Origin of the sequence: Vibrio rarus (assembly GCF_024347075.1) — a bacterium.
GTDB classification, from domain to species: domain Bacteria; phylum Pseudomonadota; class Gammaproteobacteria; order Enterobacterales; family Vibrionaceae; genus Vibrio; species Vibrio rarus.
This window is the reverse complement of the sequence record NZ_AP024900.1, coordinates 2,631,671-2,649,110: the sequence shown is the minus strand read 5'-3', so window position 1 is coordinate 2,649,110 and position 17,440 is coordinate 2,631,671. Positions and strand designations below refer to the sequence as shown.

The following is a 17,440-nucleotide window of genomic DNA, read 5'->3' as shown; positions in this document are numbered from 1 at the left end:
AAGAGGAATATATGCAGCAAGTAGGGATTTATGAGCAACTGATTACTTCAGTGGTAGATCAACACTTAAATAAAGATCAGTTTTATGTGGGTGAGCGATTACTCACTAGCTCTGAAGCCTCTATCTGGCTCTCTCGGTTTTTATCGAACATCCTTGAGTATGCAATATCTCTAGTCCCATCAGGTGAAGACCAACTTAAACAGCAGATAGAGTTATCTAATGAGTTATTAATTTGGTTAAAAGACAAAATCAGAGATGAGGATGTCATTGAAGAAAACCTTCTCAATAGCCAAGGTCGTATCCTCACGGCGTTATATGAATTTGAAAACCCGGTAGCCGCTGATCTGCAAAAATACGTAGAAGAGATATTTCCTTTAACGGGGTTGACTCAAAGTGAGTTGTTTTGTGGAAGCAATGCCGGTATTTCTCTTGAGTCTGAAATAAAGCGAGAGATTTTATCCTCCGATAGCATCTATTGGCTCGTATCATTTATCAAGTGGGCGGGTATTCGCATTTTTCGTAAAGAGCTGGAGCAGTTTGTTCGCAGTGGCCGACAGCTTAAAATCATCACTACTTCGTATATGGGGGCTACTGATGCTAAAGCGGTTGAGTATCTTGCTAGCCTGCCTAATACAGAGGTTAAGTTAAGCTACAATACGCAACGAGAACGTTTACACGCTAAAAGTTATCTGTTTTGTCGAAATACAGGTTACCACACGGGGTATATCGGCTCTTCCAATCTCTCTCGTTCAGCATTAACTAGTGGCTTAGAGTGGAACCTAAAAATCACCTCTCAAGAAATCCCTCATATTATTCAAAAATCCTTAAGTACTTTCGAGACGTATTGGGCATCCAGTGAGTTTGAGGTGTTTGATGGAAAAGTTGAAAGTAGGAAAAAGCTCAGTCAGGCTCTAAAGCAAGCTAAGTTAGGCGGTAATAGCACAAGTTCAAGGCACTACTTTGATATAACGCCATTTGCTCATCAGAAAGATATTCTAGAGCAGCTGCAAGTAGAAAGAGAAATGCACCAGCGCAAACGTAACTTAGTCGTAGCAGCCACAGGTACAGGCAAAACGCTCATTTCTGCTTTTGACTTTGCCAATTTCAGAAAGCAAAGACCAAGCGCAAAATTCTTATTTGTCGCCCATAGAGAAGAAATTTTAAAGCAAGCAAGGGAGGCTTATAGAGGCGTATTAAAAGACAGTGATTTTGGTGAATTATGGGTGAGCGGCTATAGTCCCGATCACTATGAGCAGTTGTTTGCATCGGTTCAAACGCTTAATAATCAAGTTGAGAATATGCGAGTATCGGCAGAGTACTTTGACTATATCGTTATAGATGAAGTACACCATGTATCTGCTAGTAGTTACCGCAAGCTCATTTCTTATTTCCAACCTTCTATATTATTAGGTCTAACCGCGACACCTGAGCGTCATGATGGTAGTGATATCTTAGCGGATTTTGATGGCGTGATAGCCGCTGAAATACGCCTTCCTGAAGCTATAAACAACAGATTGTTATCCCCATTTCAGTACTTTGGTATTGATGATGATACCGACCTTCGAAACATAAGTTGGCGTAGTGGACGTTATGATATTGCTCAGTTAACGAATCTTTATACTCATAATCAAGTCAGGGTAAATAAAATAGTTCAAAGCCTTGATGAGATAGTGACTAATGTTGATGACATGAAAGCATTGGCATTTTGTGTGAGTAAAGATCACGCACAATACATGGCACAGCAGTTCTTATTAAAAGGCATTAAGGCTGATGTTTTAACCAGTGACAATAGTCACGAACGTCAACCTAAGCAGGCAGCCCTTCGAGCTGGTCAGATCAATGTGCTATGTGTTGTGGATATATTTAATGAAGGGATAGATATACCCGAAGTTGATACTTTACTGTTTTTGCGCCCAACGGAAAGTTTAACCATCTTTCTTCAACAATTGGGTCGAGGGTTACGTTTAGCTGAAGAGAAAGAGTGTTGTACGGTTCTTGATTTTGTTGGTAATTCTCGTCCTGAATATGACTTTTCAAATAAATTTCGCTCACTAATTGGTAAAACAGAGAGAGCCATTGCTGATGAAATTAAGCAAGGCTTCCCTCATGCTCCATTAGGCTGTCGAATTGAGCTTTCTAAACGAACACAGGAATTAGTGTTAACCCAGATACGACAAGCTACGTTAAATCTTCAGCGACTCAGAGCTAAGATTCGACAGTTCCCACAACATTCAAACTTACCGTTGACGCTGAGTAATTTTTTGACCATTTATCCTGATTTAAATATCCATGAAATCTATAAGAAAGGAACGTGGCAAGCTTTAGTATCTGATGCATTAGGCGTAGAAGAATCAAGTAATGTTTCCTACCCAGAAAAAATGAATGAGAAGGCAATCTATAGTCGCATTCTTACCTGCGACGATCATGCGTACCTTAGTTATCTTTTAGATCTTTGTTCCGGTAATTATCGCTTAGAAGATGCCGATCAACGTAGAGCACTGATGTGCCATTATGATTTTTGGAAAGGTGTTGGTTCAGCATGCGGATTTCATTCCTTACAAGACAGCTTATTAGCACTGACGGATTCAGGATTATGTGACGAACTCATCGATGCTTTGCAGTGGAAAATAAACCAGACTAGGCATCAACAACGCAACATGCCAAACTTGCACAATGTTCCGTTAGCGCTTCATGCTCGGTACGCAAGAGAGCAAATTCTATGTGCATTTAATGCTTCGACATTTGCTCGTAAATCAACCGCAAGAGAAGGCGTTTTAGCCATCAAAGAGCAGAACATTGAACTGCTGTTTGTGACGTTAAATAAGAACGAAAAACAATTCTCACCAACGACCATGTACCATGATTACGCTATCAATGAAGAGTTGTTTCATTGGCAATCGCAAAACAGTGCAAGACCAGAAAGAGGGCGAGGACTGGAGTATATTCAACACCAAAAAATGGGGAAAAGGCTGTTCCTATTTGTGCGTGAACAAACTAAAGATGAATATGGTAGGACAATGGGGTTTGTCAATTACGGTGAGGTTGAGTATGTATCGCATACTGGCTCAAAACCTATGAGTATTACCTGGCGATTGCTCTCTCCAATGCCATCATTTATGTGGCAACAGGCGGCAAAATTGGCGGTTGGTTAGGAAGTGATTATTTTTACTTTCACTATCTTTAATTAGCTTGCGATGATGCTTGTTTGTGGGTGTGATAAAAAGTTTAAACGGTGCTGTATGAGACTGTATCTCTCAATAATATACATCTATCTGGATGATAATCAGGTTAACCACCAGTAGTTCACTTCCTAGGTACGAGCCTAGTAGGCTATTAGTTACCTTAACTCAACCCCATGCCTGACGCAAAGCATCAGCTTTGACTATCCTTCTCCAGTTACGTGATAGTTATCTATATAGGCGTTATAGTATCCATAATTAACAAAATAACGCTATAATGGACGTTATTGTATCCATTGGGGCTGAGTGTGAACTTTTCACTTTTAGATGATACCGATGTAAGCCAAGCTTTTGCTAGTCACCTGCGGAGCTTACGCAAACAAGCGAAGTTATCGCGAGAGGCACTAGCCCTGCGCAGTTGTGTACCTGCTTCGACCATAAAAAAGTTTGAACTCACTGGGCAAATTTCATTTCGTCAGCTGCTGCTTGTGTGGCAGTCGTTGGATTCACTGGACAGGCTTTATCAACTGACACAAACAACGACTGACCGCAGTGCTTTACCGACCAGTATAGAAGAGGTGCTTAAAGATGAGTTTTAAGTCCATTCAAAAATTGAATGTGGAGCGCACTCTCACAACGGGTGAAACTGTATCGGTGGGTGTACTAGCGCAAAACCACCAAGGCGTTTTCTTTCAGTATGATCAAAGTTATCTAAGCACGTTTGGCAATTTATCTCCTTTTACTCTTCAAGGGGATGTGCGGTTACAGCAAGCACCGAAAGGACCACACCAAGGCATTCACGGTGTTTTTGGCGATAGTCTTCCCGATGGTTGGGGTTTATTGTTGCAAGATCGAGTATTCCGCCAACAAGGTATTTTGCCAGCACAAGTAACAGCAATGGACAGGCTAGCTTTTGTTGGCCTGCAAGGAATGGGGGCATTGTCTTTTACACCTGTATCAGATCTCTCATTAGAAAATCGTTCAGATATTGATTTAAAAACACTTGGCCTTGAAGCCCAAACCTTGTTTGACCTGTCCCTCTCTGATGAGTTAGACGGTAGTACTCAGCAAGTGTTAGTAACCTTGGTAGCCGTTGGTAGCTCCGGCGGTGCTCGACCTAAAGCGCAAATTTATATGCCTGCTGGCGACGCGACGCAATGCCGTACTTATGCGCAATCTGGCGATGAAGCATGGTTAGTTAAGTTTACTTCGAAGAACTTAGCGTTGGGCCACGAAGAAGGTTTGTGTGAAGCGGTCTATTTAGAAATGGCTGAATTGGCAAAATGTCAGCCACCGATTTGGCAGCTAATTGAAGCACCTGCAAGTAGCGGCGCTAAAGCATGGCTTGCATTAAAGCGTTTCGATTATTTACCCGCGCAGGAGAAGGCTGGGCGTTTACATATGCACAGTGCCTGCGGCTTATTGGATGCAGACTTCCGAAGCCCTAGCTTAGATTACAGCGACTTGATTAAAGCCAGTCGTCAATTGTGTAAGTCACCCGCTGCTGGGCAACTTCAATTTCGTCGCGCAATGTTTAACTTGTTTGCCGCGAACCAAGACGATCACAGTAAAAACTGGGGCTTTTTACAAGCCGATGATGGCAGTTGGCAACTCGCACCATTTTATGATGTAACCTTTAGCCCTCACCCTTTTAACGAGCATGCGACTGCCTTCGCCGGATACGGCAAAGCACCACCACTCAAAGTGATGCAGAAGTTGGCTGCTAGTGCAGGCTTTGCTAATTGGAAGGAAGCACAGCAATGCATTCAAGAGGTAGTAGATGCTATTAGTCAGTTTAGGCAACTTGCTAAGCAATACGGGGTGAGTAATACCACTGTGTCATCGATAGAAAAAACACTTGCAGATCGTAAGCAAGAAAATTCGGCACTTTTAGCTTGAGATGATGTTGGTTTGAGATGACGTTTTTTAACGTGACGCAGCATTAAGATAAATAAGACGAGTAAGTAAAGCATGAAACCAGGTCGAAATGAACCTTGCCCTTGTGGCAGCGGTAAAAAGTACAAACGTTGCTGCATGAACACTGTTTCTAAGCAACACGCATCAATGTTGGATGATATTGAGCAAGTTGCTGCAATGAACCCTAACTTGACTTTAGAAGAGCTCAATATTGTTGCAGAGCAAAAAATAAAGGCGGCTAATGATCGGCCTCATCCTGATTTCTGTGGCCTTTCGTCAACACAAATGAGTAATTGGTTATATGCGCCTTTCAGTGAGTTGGAAGGAGTACTAATACACACGCCAGATAACCTAAGAACCAGCCCAGTGATGCGTTATTTAGAATTAGTATTAGGTGAAGCGATGCAAAACGATGGTTCATTTAAAGCCACCAGCAAAGGTAACTTGCCGACAAAAATCGTTAAACAGGCCAGTGAGTTATTGCCAGAGTTTGCCGTTTCTCAATTTGAACGACCTATCAGCATTAGTGAATATGCAGGTAGTAACGAAGATAAGTTTAATGCATTGCATTACAGCCGAGTGCTAGCTGAGATAGCGGGTATCATTTATCGCCGTAGTGGCCGTTATCATGTTAAAAAAGCGGCTCAAAAGCAGTATCTAGCCCACGGTATTCAAGCGTTCTTTATTCCTATGCTCGAAGCAGCAACCTCTCGGTACAATTGGGGCTACTTAGATGGATGGGAGCACGATGTTGATTTAAGAACCTTCTGGTTGTTTATGCTGTGGCGTTTGCAAAGCCATGGCAATACGGAACAGTTGATTGAAGAGGTAATTACCGCATTCCCTGATTTACTGTTGAGGTGCCCTGAAGGTGGGTATTCATCTCCGAGTCAGTTACTAGTCATAATGATTGAATCGAGATTTATTAAACGTTTCCTGGAGTTTTGGGGCTTTGTTACGGTTGCGCCGATGAGGAATATTGATGATTTTCGGACGCCAAATAAAGTAGAAATGCAACCACTGATGAAGCATGTTTTTCAATTTGATGTTTAGCGTGAATTAGAACCAAGATTCCGCTGCCAATTTTGGAATATCATATAGCCTGCCAAGAAGCTTGAGTAGCCTATTTTGATGTTCTTGCATGCCTGTTATGAAGCTCTGACCATCAAATTCGAGAGTGTCTATACCTTCAAATTTTAGAAATACCCAACGTGCCGTCGGCTTGGATGTCGTCTTGTTTTTGACCATACTCGGGAAAAACTCTTCAGTTTGTGAGAGTTGCGCTCTGATTTTATGCTCTAAACTTGCGTTAATGAGAAGACTCAGAGTCATCACCATAAGTAACGCTTCTATTCGTTGAGGCTTCTTCAAAAAACACTCACGAAAGTTCAACACGCCCTAGGGTACTAAGGAACAGAGTAAAGTGAACAAACAGCATTAATTAACCTTCAACGAAATTAGCTTCATTATTTACAACGCAAACGATTGCTTTTTGTGTTTATGCTCTTATAATCCCGCCCTAAACGTATACTCTCCTGATTAACAGCAATCACAGGGGAGGGAAATTTAGAGAGAAAAACATGAACGATCTACGCCCATCAGAGTTGGTCTATCAACTAAATGATCGCCCGCCAGTTCCACAAACATTATTTGCCGCCATACAGCACCTTCTTGCTATGTTCGTGGCCGTTATCACCCCATCGTTATTAATATGCCAATCTTTAGGTGTGCCAGCAGAGCAAACCAATACCATTATTAGCATGTCATTATTTGCTTCGGGAATATCGTCATTTATTCAAATTCGTACCTTTGGACCTATTGGTTCAGGTCTTCTCTCTATACAAGGTACTAGCTTTAATTTCTTGGGGCCTATTATTGGCGCGGGAATGTCATTAAAGGCAGGCGGTGCAGATATAGCAACCATGATGTCTGCTATTTTCGGCACCATATTAGTCGCTTCATTTGCTGAAATATTACTTTCTCGGGTATTGGAACATGCACAGCGCATTATTACCCCATTGGTTTCAGGGATAGTAGTGACACTGATTGGCTTAACCCTAATTCAGGTTGGTTTGGTTTCGATGGGTGGTGGCTATGCCGCTATGAGTGACGGTACCTTTGGTAGCCTAGATAAACTGACCTTAGCGGGTATTGTGCTAGGGTTTATCGTGTTACTAAACCGCTCTAAAAACCCTTATATTCGAGTGGCTTCAATTGCTATTGCCATGTTTGTTGGCTATGTTGCTGCGTACGCAATGGGCATGATCGACACCTCTCAACCAAGCAATACCGCTATCTTCGCATTACCAATCCCAATGCAGTTTGGTCTAAGCTTTGATTGGTCACTGTTTATCCCGTTAGTGCTTATCTTTTTGATCACTGCACTAGAGGCTATTGGTGATATTACTGCTACCTCTGAGGTGTCAGGTGAGCCGGTAAAAGGCCCTATCTATATGAAGCGCATTAAAGGTGGCGTACTTGCTGATGGCTTTAACTCCGCATTAGCCGCCGTATTTAACAGCTTTCCAAACTCAACCTTCAGCCAAAACAACGGCATTATTATGCTAACCGGCGTGGCTAGCCGTTATGTAGGATACTTTATTTCTGCAATGTTGATTTTGCTTGGCTTGTTCCCAGGCGTAGCAAGCTTTGTGCAGTTAATCCCAGAGCCAGTACTCGGCGGTGCAACTATCGTTATGTTCGGTACTATCGCCGCGGCCGGAGTGAGAATCATCTCCCGCGTTGACCTAGACCGCCGCGCTGTTTTAATCATGGCACTGTCTTTCTCTATGGGACTCGGCGTTGCGCAAAAACCAGAAATCCTTCAGTTCATGCCGGACCTAATTAAAAACCTTCTATCAACAGGTGTTGCAGCTGGTGGTATTACCGCCATCATTATGAGCATCCTGCTTCCAGAAACCTCAACGCAACAAGAAGATGCTTCATCTACAAAAGAAGTGTTGTCAGAAAAAGAAGCTTAAATATATCGTTTAATTAAGAATCCCTTGGCTTGTGATGAGCTAAGGGGTTTTTGTTTGTGCAGAGGTGTTTTGAATAAATTTGGTTCGCTTCTTTAATTGCAACCAGGTGTAATAAATCAAAATATCGAGATAGAAGTAACGCATGCAACAGATTGGCATTTATGAACAACTCATTACTCAATTGATAGAAAATAGATTAGATCGTGAACGTTATTATGTTGGTGAACGCGCTGTGGCAACAAGCCGCAAAACTGTCGGTAGGGTAGCTGCGACCTAGCTTCAAACCTAAATATCCTGACCTAAAAAAGCCCGTATTAAAATACGGGCTGGATATCATTTAATGTTGTAGATTAATCTATTCAATATTCTGGATTTGCTCGCGCATTTGCTCAATCAGAACTTTTAGTTCAACGCCTGAAGCGGTGATGTCAGTGCTGATAGATTTTGATGCTAGCGTGTTTGATTCACGGTTGAATTCTTGCATCATGAAATCTAGACGACGGCCACAAGCGCCACCTTTTTTCAGGATGCTGTTGGTTTCTTTTACGTGAGAGTCTAGGCGGTCTAGTTCTTCTGCTACGTCTGATTTTTGAGCTAGAACGATAAGTTCTTGTTCAACGCGAGATGAATCTAGCTCGATAGACGCCTCTTCAAATTTATTCAGTAGGCGGTCACGTTGCCATTGTAGAATTTCTGGCATGCGAGCACGCACTTTCACCACTTCTGCAGTGATGGCTTCTAGGCGTTGGTCGATTAGCGCTTTCATGTTGTCGCCTTCGCTGGCGCGAGCTTCAAGGAAGTCAGCAATCGCACCTTCAAAGCCTGCAAGAAGGTCTTTGTTTACGTTGTCCATGTCTTGCTCTGGCGTTTCCATCACACCTTGCCATTGCATTACTTGGAATGGGTTGATGCGAGTGGTTTCGCCTGTCATGTCCATCACTTGGTTAGCCGCGTTAATCACTTGTTTAGCAAGTTCAGTATTGATGCTTAGCTCGCCTTTAGCGCTTGGGTTTGCTTCAAAGCGTAGATGACACTCAACCTTACCGCGTGCTAGGCGCTTACGAAAACGTTCACGAAGGATAGGTTCTAGGCCACGAAATTGTTCTGGTAGGCGGAAGTAGGTTTCTAAATAACGCTGGTTAACAGAGCGAATTTCCCATACTGCGCTGCCCCAGTCGCCTTTTACTTCTTTACGCGCGTAAGCGGTCATGCTGTAAATCATCAAATTACCTTTATTCATTACATTGGTGCGTCTATATTGCGGGCAATCTTAGCACAAAAGCGAGCGACCCCATAAGGTCGCATCCTGATTCATGATCCTATATAATCTCGAGCCAATCCCATAGCCAATTATTTAGGTGACTTTCAATGCGTCCAAACGATCGTGCAGTAGATCAGGTTCGTCCAATTAAAATGACTCGCAACTACACCGCTTATGCAGAAGGTTCTGTATTAGTCGAGTTTGGCAATACCAAGGTATTGTGTAACGCTTCTGTAGAAGAGAATGTACCTCGTTGGTTGAAAGGCAAAGGTAAAGGTTGGGTAACCGCTGAATACGGCATGCTTCCTCGAGCAACGCACACTCGTAACCGTCGTGAAGCGGCAAGTGGCAAGCAAGGTGGCCGTACGATGGAAATTCAGCGTCTGATCGCTCGTAGCCTACGTGCTGTGGTTGATCTGGAAGCGATGGGCGAAATCATGATAACCGTTGATTGTGATGTGATTCAGGCTGACGGTGGTACACGTACCGCTTCTATCTCTGGCGCAAGTGTGGCAATGGCTGATGCATTCCAAAAATTGGTTGCACAAGGCAAACTAAAAGCAAACCCAATGAAAGGGCACGTATCTGCTGTTTCTGTTGGTATTGTTGGCGGTGAAGGTCTGTGTGATCTTGAGTATGTTGAAGATTCAGCTGCTGATACCGATATGAACGTCGTGATGACCGAAGAAGGTAAAATGATTGAAGTTCAAGGTACTGCCGAGGGTGAACCGTTCTCACATGAGGAGCTGATGAAACTGTTGGCTCTGGCGCAAAAGGGCATTGCAGACATCATCGAAGTGCAAAAAGCGGCACTGGCTGAATAGTTTTTAAGTAGCTCCTTGTGGGGCTATTTTTTTGTCTCCACTGGAGATGCACAAATACAACGTTTAATAATCTAGAATCTTATAAGAGAGAAAATAATGAAAGCATACCAGCGTGAATTTATTGAGTTTGCACTTGAGAAACAAGTTCTTAAGTTTGGTGAGTTTACTCTAAAGTCAGGCCGTACTAGCCCATACTTCTTTAACGCTGGCCTGTTTAATACTGGTCGTGATTTGGCGCGTCTAGGTCGCTTTTATGCTGCAGCATTAGCAGATTCTGCTATTGATTATGATGTGCTATTTGGCCCAGCTTACAAAGGCATCCCAATTGCAACGACCACAGCAGTGGCGCTGGCGGATCATCACGATACTGACAAGCCATACTGTTTTAACCGTAAAGAAGCCAAAGATCACGGCGAAGGTGGCAACCTAGTTGGTAGTGCATTGGAAGGCCGTATTATGCTGGTGGATGATGTCATCACAGCGGGTACTGCGATTCGTGAATCTATGCAAATTATCCAAGCGAATGGCGCGGATCTTGCGGGCGTATTAGTGGCCATTGATCGTCAAGAAAAAGGCAAGGGTGAGCTTTCTGCTATTCAAGAAGTAGAGCGCGACTTTAACTGTTCAATCATCTCGATTGTTAGCCTAACAGACCTGATTACTTTCTTAGAAGAGAAAGGTGGCAACGCAGAGCAATTAGAATCTGTAAAAGCCTATCGCGCACAATACGGCGTGTAAGCCAGATTTATATTAAAAAGCTCTATGGTAACTTTGTTATTGCTGTAGAGCTTTTTATTGCGTAGTAGGCTCGGTTCTCTGAGCATAGCGTCATGATCGGTAATTTGACCTACAAAGCCTTGGTCGAATTTGATGCCACCTAGTTTCAAGTTATTAACTGCACTTTGCCCAGAGATAAAGTTCAGGCTGGCTTTCAAATATATTGGTTACACCAGCGTACACTTTTTAAAGTGTACCCCACCAGAAAATCGCCACTCACTGTTTGACCTGTGTTCAAACATTAATACCAGATTCCATTTTGCGCCGTCGTCAGTATCCATAATTTAGGCAAACTAGACTCGTTACCTAAACGACCTACAAAACTCCCAGTAGCATCTATCTGCCATCCCCCCTGATTTATAATGAGTACCATAACGGGCATAACTTGAGACCATAGTGCTTAATGCGTTTCAAAATTAGATGTTATGACGGCGGGTTGTTGGTCATCTTGATAGTTTATTTCATAGGAAATTAATAGCCCTTATTAAAGTCTACAATGGCCGTTAATGGTTTTTCATTAAGCCACTTTAAGTAGTTATCTTTAAAGAGCCCTATAACTTGATTAGGGAAAGAATGTGCTGCGGTATGAGGTGTGACGGTGACATTTGGGTGTTGCCAGTACGGGCATTGCTGGGAAATTGGCTCATTAATAAAAACATCTAAGTAAGCGTGCGTTACTTTTCTCTGCTGAAGGGCATTTAATAGCGCTTGAGTCTCTATTGCATCCCCGCGGCCAACGTTAAATAACAGCGTATCTTTACAACTAGAGAAAGTGTCTGCGTTTAATAGGCCTTTTGTTTGAGCGGTGCGAGGTAATACAGAGACAAGGATATCCGCGCGCGTTAGGGCCTGTTTGATCGCTTGCGTAGTATATATGGCGTCAAATTGACTATTTTCTGGGATGCGTCCAGAGGCGTTGACGCCGATAGTGGTTAAGCCAAACGCTTTGGCCACAATAGAGAGATGCGCACCAATGGAGCCTGTACCAAGGATAACGATGGTTTTTTCATTTAAGCAACTGTACGGGTGGGGTTGCCATTGTTGGGCACTTTGTTGTTGCTGATAGGTGGCAAAATGACGGAAATGACTGATGGCGTATCCTAGTACATATTCCGCTATCGGTTGACCAAATATCTCTTTGACATTGGTTAGTAGGTAATCCTTGCGCAGCGCAGGTTCAATTAAACTATCCACTCCAGCATAGATGGATTGTAGCCATTGTAAATTGGCAAACTCATCGAGCTGGCTTGCAATCATGGTTGGGCTAGCAAGAACGATGTTAGCGATGCTTTTGTCTTCGGTAACTTTAAGGTGGGGCAAATTTTCTTTTTTGAGTAGTTTAAGGTACTCATCTTTGTTTTTTGACTCGACATATAAGTGCTGGATGTCTGTTTTCATCGGGATGGGTCCTTAAAGTTAAGTAAAACTATGAATAGCATTCAAGAATTGTGTACACTTTTGCTGTTTTCCACAATTGTGAGTCGTTATGTTACAGAATCCTCTTCAGGTTCGTATTGAAAAATTAGAACCTTGGCAACAAATCACTTTTATGGCCAGTTTGTGTGAACGAATGTACCCAAACTATGCCATGTTTTGTCAAACAACGGAATTTGCCGAGGCACGAATCTACCGAGATATTCTCGATAGCATTTGGGAGTTGCTGACCATTAAAAATGCCAAAGTTAACTTTGAGCGCCAATTGGAAAAGCTTGAAGAGCTAGTCCCTAGTTCTGAAGACTTTGAGTTTTACGGTGTTTACCCTGCCATTGATGCGTGCATGGGGCTAGCCGAATTATTACACGCTTTGCTAGATCGTGATTTACTGGGTGATGCGGTACAAAATATCAGCCAACAGTCGGTGATGACGGTAGCGGATCTTGAAGTGGCTCAAGGCAGTGAAGAAATCACCAATGAAAATCAAAAACAAAATGAAGCTGTATGTGAAGAGTGGGATGTACAGTGGGCCATTGCACGTCCATTACGTGAGTGCACTGAACGTGATGTAGAGCTGATTAAAGATTTACGTGCTGAGTTGCGTGAAGAGGGCATCAGCAATATTGGGGTGCAGCTTTGATATAAAGCGGTCCATTGAAAACGGGAGCTTTAGGCTCCCGTTGTATTATTTTTTATCCGCTTCAGGCGCCGGAGCATCTTTCTGTTGCTCTTTGTTAGGATCGTCATCGGTACTAATGATCACCCCATGGCGTTTTGTCCAATTGTCCCAACGCTCGTGAGCCACTTGCTGCATGTCGCGGTTTTTATCCGCTTCATCAACAATTTCCTGTCCTAATAAAAATTCAAAGATATCTTCAAGGGTCACAATACCTTGTACTGTGCCGTATTCATCCACAACTAAAGTAATGTGCAGTTTCTGTGCCAGCATATGAGCAAATACCTTAGGTAACACACTGTTATTTAGAAACACATGAATAGGGCGCATTACATTACCAAGCAGCTCAGTGCCTTGGCCTTGTTGTTGTAGCTTGAATAACTCTAAGCGATGCACAAACCCACAGATATTGTCTTTTTGCTCAGAATACACCAAAGGTCGAGAGAAGGGCGTGTCATTGTGTGTGGCTAAAAATTCATTAATGGTCAGCTTGGCATTTACCCGAAACACAACAGGACGAGGTGTCATTGTTTTCGTAACAGGCACGTTAGGTAAGTTAAGCAAATTATTAAGAATGCGCGTTTCGTCTTCACCAAATTCATCGGACTCTTCCGCTAAAATCGCCATCGCTGACATTTCTTCGCGTAACTTAGGTTCTACGTTACCGCGAGAGAGGCGTTTAGTGATTTGTTCTGAGAACCAAACAAAGGGTCGCAGTCCCCATACCATCCAGTTCAGTATTCTCGCTGAGGTTGGTGCCAGTTGACGCCAATAGGTCGCGCCAATTGTCTTAGGGACAATTTCTGAGAGCACTAAAATGCCCAATGTTAGCACCGCCGAAAATACGCCTAACCACTCACTGCCAAAGACAATAGAGGCTTGTGCACCAGCACTGGCCGCTCCTATGGTATGGGCTATGGTATTTAGGGTCAGAATGGACGCTAACGGTCGGTCAATATCGGATTTTAACTGACTTAACTTGCTAGCAGCGGGGTGCCCTTGTTGTCTTAACTGAGCAATATAGCTAGGCGAAATACTTAGCAGAACGGCTTCTAGTACAGAGCAAATAAATGACACTCCAATGGCGATGGAGACATAGATAGTAAGAAGTAACATAGTACCTTTGTAGATCGTTTAGAAATCAGGCTGAGTATGACAGCCATTATATGCAATTGATACTTTGTAAGTAGGTGTTAGAGGTTGAAAATACAAGCGTCGAGCCCACCAGTGGTGGTGAATTTGTGAGTTGAACTACAGAATGAGCTAAAAAATGTTCGTTTGAACAGAAAGATCGCTTGCAACCCTTTGCCAGATGGAGGGTTTTTGATTTAGAGTGGCTTTGTTCTCAAAAACTTTAGAAGGGAAACCCCAATGAACAAGACCCAATTAATCGATGCAATTGCAGAAAAAGCCGATTTATCAAAAGCTCAAGCAAAAGCAGCTCTTGAAGCCACTCTTGAAGGCGTAACTGAGGCTCTAAAAGAGGGCGACCAAGTACAACTAATTGGTTTTGGTACATTTAAAGTATCTCATCGTAACGCACGCACTGGTCGCAACCCTAAGACTGGTGAAGAGATTCAAATTGCAGCTGCTAATGTTCCGGCATTTACTGCTGGTAAAGCACTGAAAGATTCAGTTAATTAATGTAAAATACGCCGAGTGTTATCGCTCGGCGTATTTTTTATGAAACACCTCATTACTTCTGCTTTAGTTATACTCAGCCTAGCAGGTTGTTCATCTGCTACTGCTCCTCTACGTCAATCCGCCTCTCCTACGGAGTATTCTGGTGGCGATACTGACAACCAAAGTACCTCTATCTACTGGTTAACTGAACGTGTAGATTCCCCTGAATCAAGTTCTGATAATGTGACATTCAAAGATAAGAGTTGGTATCAAAGTTATTATACTTGGAGCGACCAACAAATTAGGGAAGTGACTCGTAAAGGGGAAAGAGTGTCTCGTTCTGGCGAGTTAGTCCCTTTTCAGATGACGTTGCGCTTTAGTCGTGCAGGAGAAGCTGTGTATCAGCGCTTGCGCCAGAATGGCAAGGTTATCCCTATGCGCGATGAGCAAATTAATGAGATCAAACAGCAGGCCAGTGAGTTGGTCGTTAAAGCTAAGTCTCAACAAGAACAAGGTTTAGAGTTAATCCAAGGTCACTGGAGACAGGGGGTGTTTACCACCTGTGAAGGAAAGTCTTTCTCGGACATGGAATTTAAAAATCAACTGCCGTCAGTGATTATAGATCGCCTAGTGGATGAGGATAACTTTGCTGTTTTTGTTGGCGGCTATAAATCTAAGAAAGTCGTCGTGAATCAGTTACTGATACTGAAAAACGGCAGCGAAGATTGCATTGAGCGACCTGTTTTGCATAGCTAAGATTGAAAATGATAAGTATAAAAAAAGCCATTTCATTCATTGAAATGGCTTTTTTGTTTGCGTTCAATAATCCGCTAAAGAGTGGCTATTACTTTTGCAGTTCACGAGCAATGGCGCGGTAGCCAATGTTCTTTTGACTACGAACCTAGATTACGAAAAGCCTAGCCTAGATTAATTTAGGCTATAGTAAAGAAGGTGTCTTCATGACCTGCGAAGGTAAAGTGTTTAAAGACATTAAATTTAAATGCTCTATTACTATCAGTGATTATGAGCGTTTAAGATACGAGGAAAACTTTGCCGCTTTTGTTGGAGAGTACAAAGCCAAAAGCGTGATGGTCGATAAATTACTGATTCTACAGCACTGTGGTGCTGAGTGTATTGAAAGGCCCGTTGAGTAAGCGATCGTTTAGTTTATTGTGATTTTATCTATTTAGTTGGTAGTGATGTGTTTATCGTAGATAAATGTTCTTTTTATTATATATTTGTACAGCCCCAATGAGTTTTTATTTATTGGGGCTATATTTATAGTAGTACTAAATATTAGTTTAAAATATCTAGGTAGTGGGATGTAACTGTTCCATTTGGAGATGTAAGATCAAAAGAAGAACCCTTGATATTTGCATACCAAGTTGAATTGCCACTATATATAACCAGAAAGCCATCATTCGGGTATTCTTGACCTAAACCATCAGCATCAAAAGAGATGCCATGAGGGGGTGTCGATTTTAATACAACGTATTGGTTATTGCTGTCGGAATTAGAATATTGAGTAACAAATGTCAATTTATCATAATAATAATTTTTACTAATAATAAACGTCTCAGCAGAGGTTGAAGTTAGTTTCATTGAATTAGCTGATAAATGCCCTGTAATACTTTTAACGAGGTCATTAATATCTAAATCAGCTTTAGTTTTATTATTCTTTTTACTAAGACTACCATTAATAACGAAATTATTTTTATTACAATTGCTGAAGCTAAAATTATCATCATATTCTTGATAAGAGCCACTGTCTTCGCATGCTTGATATCCACTTTTGTTTTCAGTGATGATCATAGTATGAATGATACTCTTTAGACCATTGCTAACTAAACTAGCTATTATATCTGAGTCACTATCATTGCTAAACTGACTTATAGTGCCTTTTTCTAATGTCAAAGACTGTCGGTTTTCAGCAGTCCTGCCATCGTTATAATAATTATAGCTTTCGCTATTGGGTGTACTAACTGAATATCCACCATCAAAGAAGTCAATTAGCCATTTTTTATTATCTTTACCTACAATTGTCAAATGCCCTTGATGATGTTCTAAATCTGAATCTAAATCACTAGCGTCAACTTTGTATATTCCCATAGATGATGATTTAGTAGTCATAGACCAATCATGTTGATTTATACTTTTAAATGAAATGTTTAAGTTCTTATCATGATTAGTTGATTTTATATTTATATTTGCAGTGAGGATATAATTGTCATTGCTGGTATCATTAATGTTGCCATTAATCGTTAGGCCAGCATGATCATATGTTGAATTTTTATAGTTGATTGATATAGTACTTGTTTGATCATCCCAATCCCATGTTTGAGATCCTGAATCAGCAATAAATTCACCATGTGATGAGTACTTATCGCTATCGTGGGCATTAAGAGCCGTGGAATAATCATCTAGTATAATAAATGACGGCATTATGACTTCCGATACAACAGTATTAATTTGCTCATGAGTATTAAGGCTGAGGGTAAGATCTGCATCTTTTATTGTCGTTAGATCTTTATCGCCACCACCACCACAGCCAAAGAGAGTTGTTGATGAAACTAGTAGTACACCGACTGTTAGTTTTTTTGAAAAAATCACCACTGTTATACCTTTAAGAATTTAATATATTTTATTAGGTGGTATTTTATACAGTTTAGATTTAATCGATTAAGAGATTGATTGAGTATCTTTATTGGCCCGATTTCAGATAATAACTGCGACATTCATGGAAAGGCATAGAAGAGGAAGCCAACTGC

Annotated in this window: 15 protein-coding genes and 1 pseudogene; 11 read left to right on the top strand and 5 right to left on the bottom strand. The window is 41.8% G+C overall.

The features are described 5' to 3' along the window. Positions 1-11: 11 nt before the first annotated feature. From OCU56_RS12075 to OCU56_RS12060, 4 genes are all read left to right on the top strand, one after another. Positions 12-3,152: a DUF3427 domain-containing protein gene (locus tag OCU56_RS12075; protein ID WP_261873439.1), complete on the top strand. Its 3,141-nt coding sequence runs from the start codon at positions 12-14 to the stop codon at positions 3,150-3,152. Positions 3,153-3,487: 335 nt separating this feature from the next. Further along, positions 3,488-3,778 (top strand): helix-turn-helix domain-containing protein, encoded by a 291-nt coding sequence (locus OCU56_RS12070; RefSeq protein WP_261873438.1) that lies wholly within the window; start codon positions 3,488-3,490, stop codon positions 3,776-3,778. Beyond that, positions 3,768-5,078 carry a type II toxin-antitoxin system HipA family toxin gene (locus OCU56_RS12065; RefSeq protein WP_261873437.1) on the top strand — a complete coding sequence of 437 codons (1,311 nt, stop codon included), beginning with the start codon at positions 3,768-3,770 and terminating at the stop codon, positions 5,076-5,078. Before OCU56_RS12070 ends, OCU56_RS12065 begins: the two co-directional genes overlap by 11 nt. A gap of 72 nt (positions 5,079-5,150) precedes the next feature. Then, entirely contained in the window at positions 5,151-6,149 is a 999-nt protein-coding gene (locus OCU56_RS12060; RefSeq protein WP_261873436.1) for an SEC-C domain-containing protein, read from the top strand. 6 nt (positions 6,150-6,155) lie between these two features. On the opposite strand, the pseudogene OCU56_RS12055 reads toward OCU56_RS12060, so the two are convergent. Continuing rightward, positions 6,156-6,470: pseudogene (locus OCU56_RS12055) on the bottom strand (IS1634 family transposase); the annotation flags it as partial. A 206-nt stretch (positions 6,471-6,676) separates the two neighbouring features. On the opposite strand from OCU56_RS12055, the gene OCU56_RS12050 reads away from it, so the two are divergent. Beyond that, positions 6,677-8,077: a uracil-xanthine permease family protein gene (locus OCU56_RS12050; RefSeq protein ID WP_261873435.1), complete on the top strand. Its 1,401-nt coding sequence runs from the start codon at positions 6,677-6,679 to the stop codon at positions 8,075-8,077. A 355-nt stretch (positions 8,078-8,432) separates the two neighbouring features. Here OCU56_RS12050 and OCU56_RS12045 read toward each other — a convergent pair whose 3' ends face one another. After that, the gene (locus OCU56_RS12045; RefSeq protein ID WP_261873434.1) at positions 8,433-9,299 is read right to left on the bottom strand and encodes a YicC/YloC family endoribonuclease; all 867 of its coding nucleotides are present in this window, start codon (positions 9,297-9,299) and stop codon (positions 8,433-8,435) included. Between the two features lie 146 nt (positions 9,300-9,445). Between OCU56_RS12045 and rph the strand changes: the two genes are divergently transcribed. Continuing rightward, positions 9,446-10,162 (top strand): ribonuclease PH, encoded by a 717-nt coding sequence (rph, locus tag OCU56_RS12040; RefSeq protein WP_261873433.1) that lies wholly within the window; start codon positions 9,446-9,448, stop codon positions 10,160-10,162. Positions 10,163-10,258: 96 nt separating this feature from the next. After that, positions 10,259-10,900, top strand: a complete 642-nt coding sequence (gene pyrE, locus OCU56_RS12035) for an orotate phosphoribosyltransferase (RefSeq protein ID WP_261873432.1) — start codon at positions 10,259-10,261, stop codon at positions 10,898-10,900. A gap of 510 nt (positions 10,901-11,410) precedes the next feature. Here pyrE and OCU56_RS12030 read toward each other — a convergent pair. Next, entirely contained in the window at positions 11,411-12,337 is a 927-nt protein-coding gene (locus tag OCU56_RS12030) for a D-2-hydroxyacid dehydrogenase (RefSeq protein ID WP_261873431.1), read from the bottom strand. Positions 12,338-12,425: 88 nt separating this feature from the next. Between OCU56_RS12030 and OCU56_RS12025 the strand changes: the two genes are divergently transcribed. Beyond that, a complete protein-coding gene (locus OCU56_RS12025) occupies positions 12,426-13,013 on the top strand; it encodes a YjaG family protein (protein WP_261873430.1) in 588 nt (195 codons plus the stop codon). Between the two features lie 45 nt (positions 13,014-13,058). On the opposite strand, the gene OCU56_RS12020 is transcribed toward OCU56_RS12025, so the two are convergent. Further along, a complete protein-coding gene (locus tag OCU56_RS12020; RefSeq protein ID WP_261873429.1) occupies positions 13,059-14,165 on the bottom strand; it encodes a CNNM domain-containing protein in 1,107 nt (368 codons plus the stop codon). Between the two features lie 255 nt (positions 14,166-14,420). Here OCU56_RS12020 and hupA point away from each other — a divergent pair, with 255 nt between their 5' ends. The 3 genes from hupA (at position 14,421) to OCU56_RS12005 (ending at position 15,826) form a co-directional block, all read left to right on the top strand. After that, positions 14,421-14,693, top strand: a complete 273-nt coding sequence (gene hupA, locus OCU56_RS12015) for a nucleoid-associated protein HU-alpha (protein ID WP_141346537.1) — start codon at positions 14,421-14,423, stop codon at positions 14,691-14,693. A 39-nt stretch (positions 14,694-14,732) separates the two neighbouring features. Beyond that, positions 14,733-15,428 (top strand): DUF1481 domain-containing protein, encoded by a 696-nt coding sequence (locus tag OCU56_RS12010; protein WP_261873428.1) that lies wholly within the window; start codon positions 14,733-14,735, stop codon positions 15,426-15,428. 203 nt (positions 15,429-15,631) lie between these two features. Next, a complete protein-coding gene (locus tag OCU56_RS12005) occupies positions 15,632-15,826 on the top strand; it encodes a hypothetical protein (protein WP_261873427.1) in 195 nt (64 codons plus the stop codon). A 142-nt stretch (positions 15,827-15,968) separates the two neighbouring features. Here the strand turns inward: OCU56_RS12005 and OCU56_RS12000 are convergent, their stop codons facing one another. Continuing rightward, complete coding sequence (locus OCU56_RS12000) at positions 15,969-17,285, bottom strand: hypothetical protein (protein ID WP_261873426.1); 1,317 nt, start codon at positions 17,283-17,285, stop codon at positions 15,969-15,971. Positions 17,286-17,440: the final 155 nt, after the last annotated feature.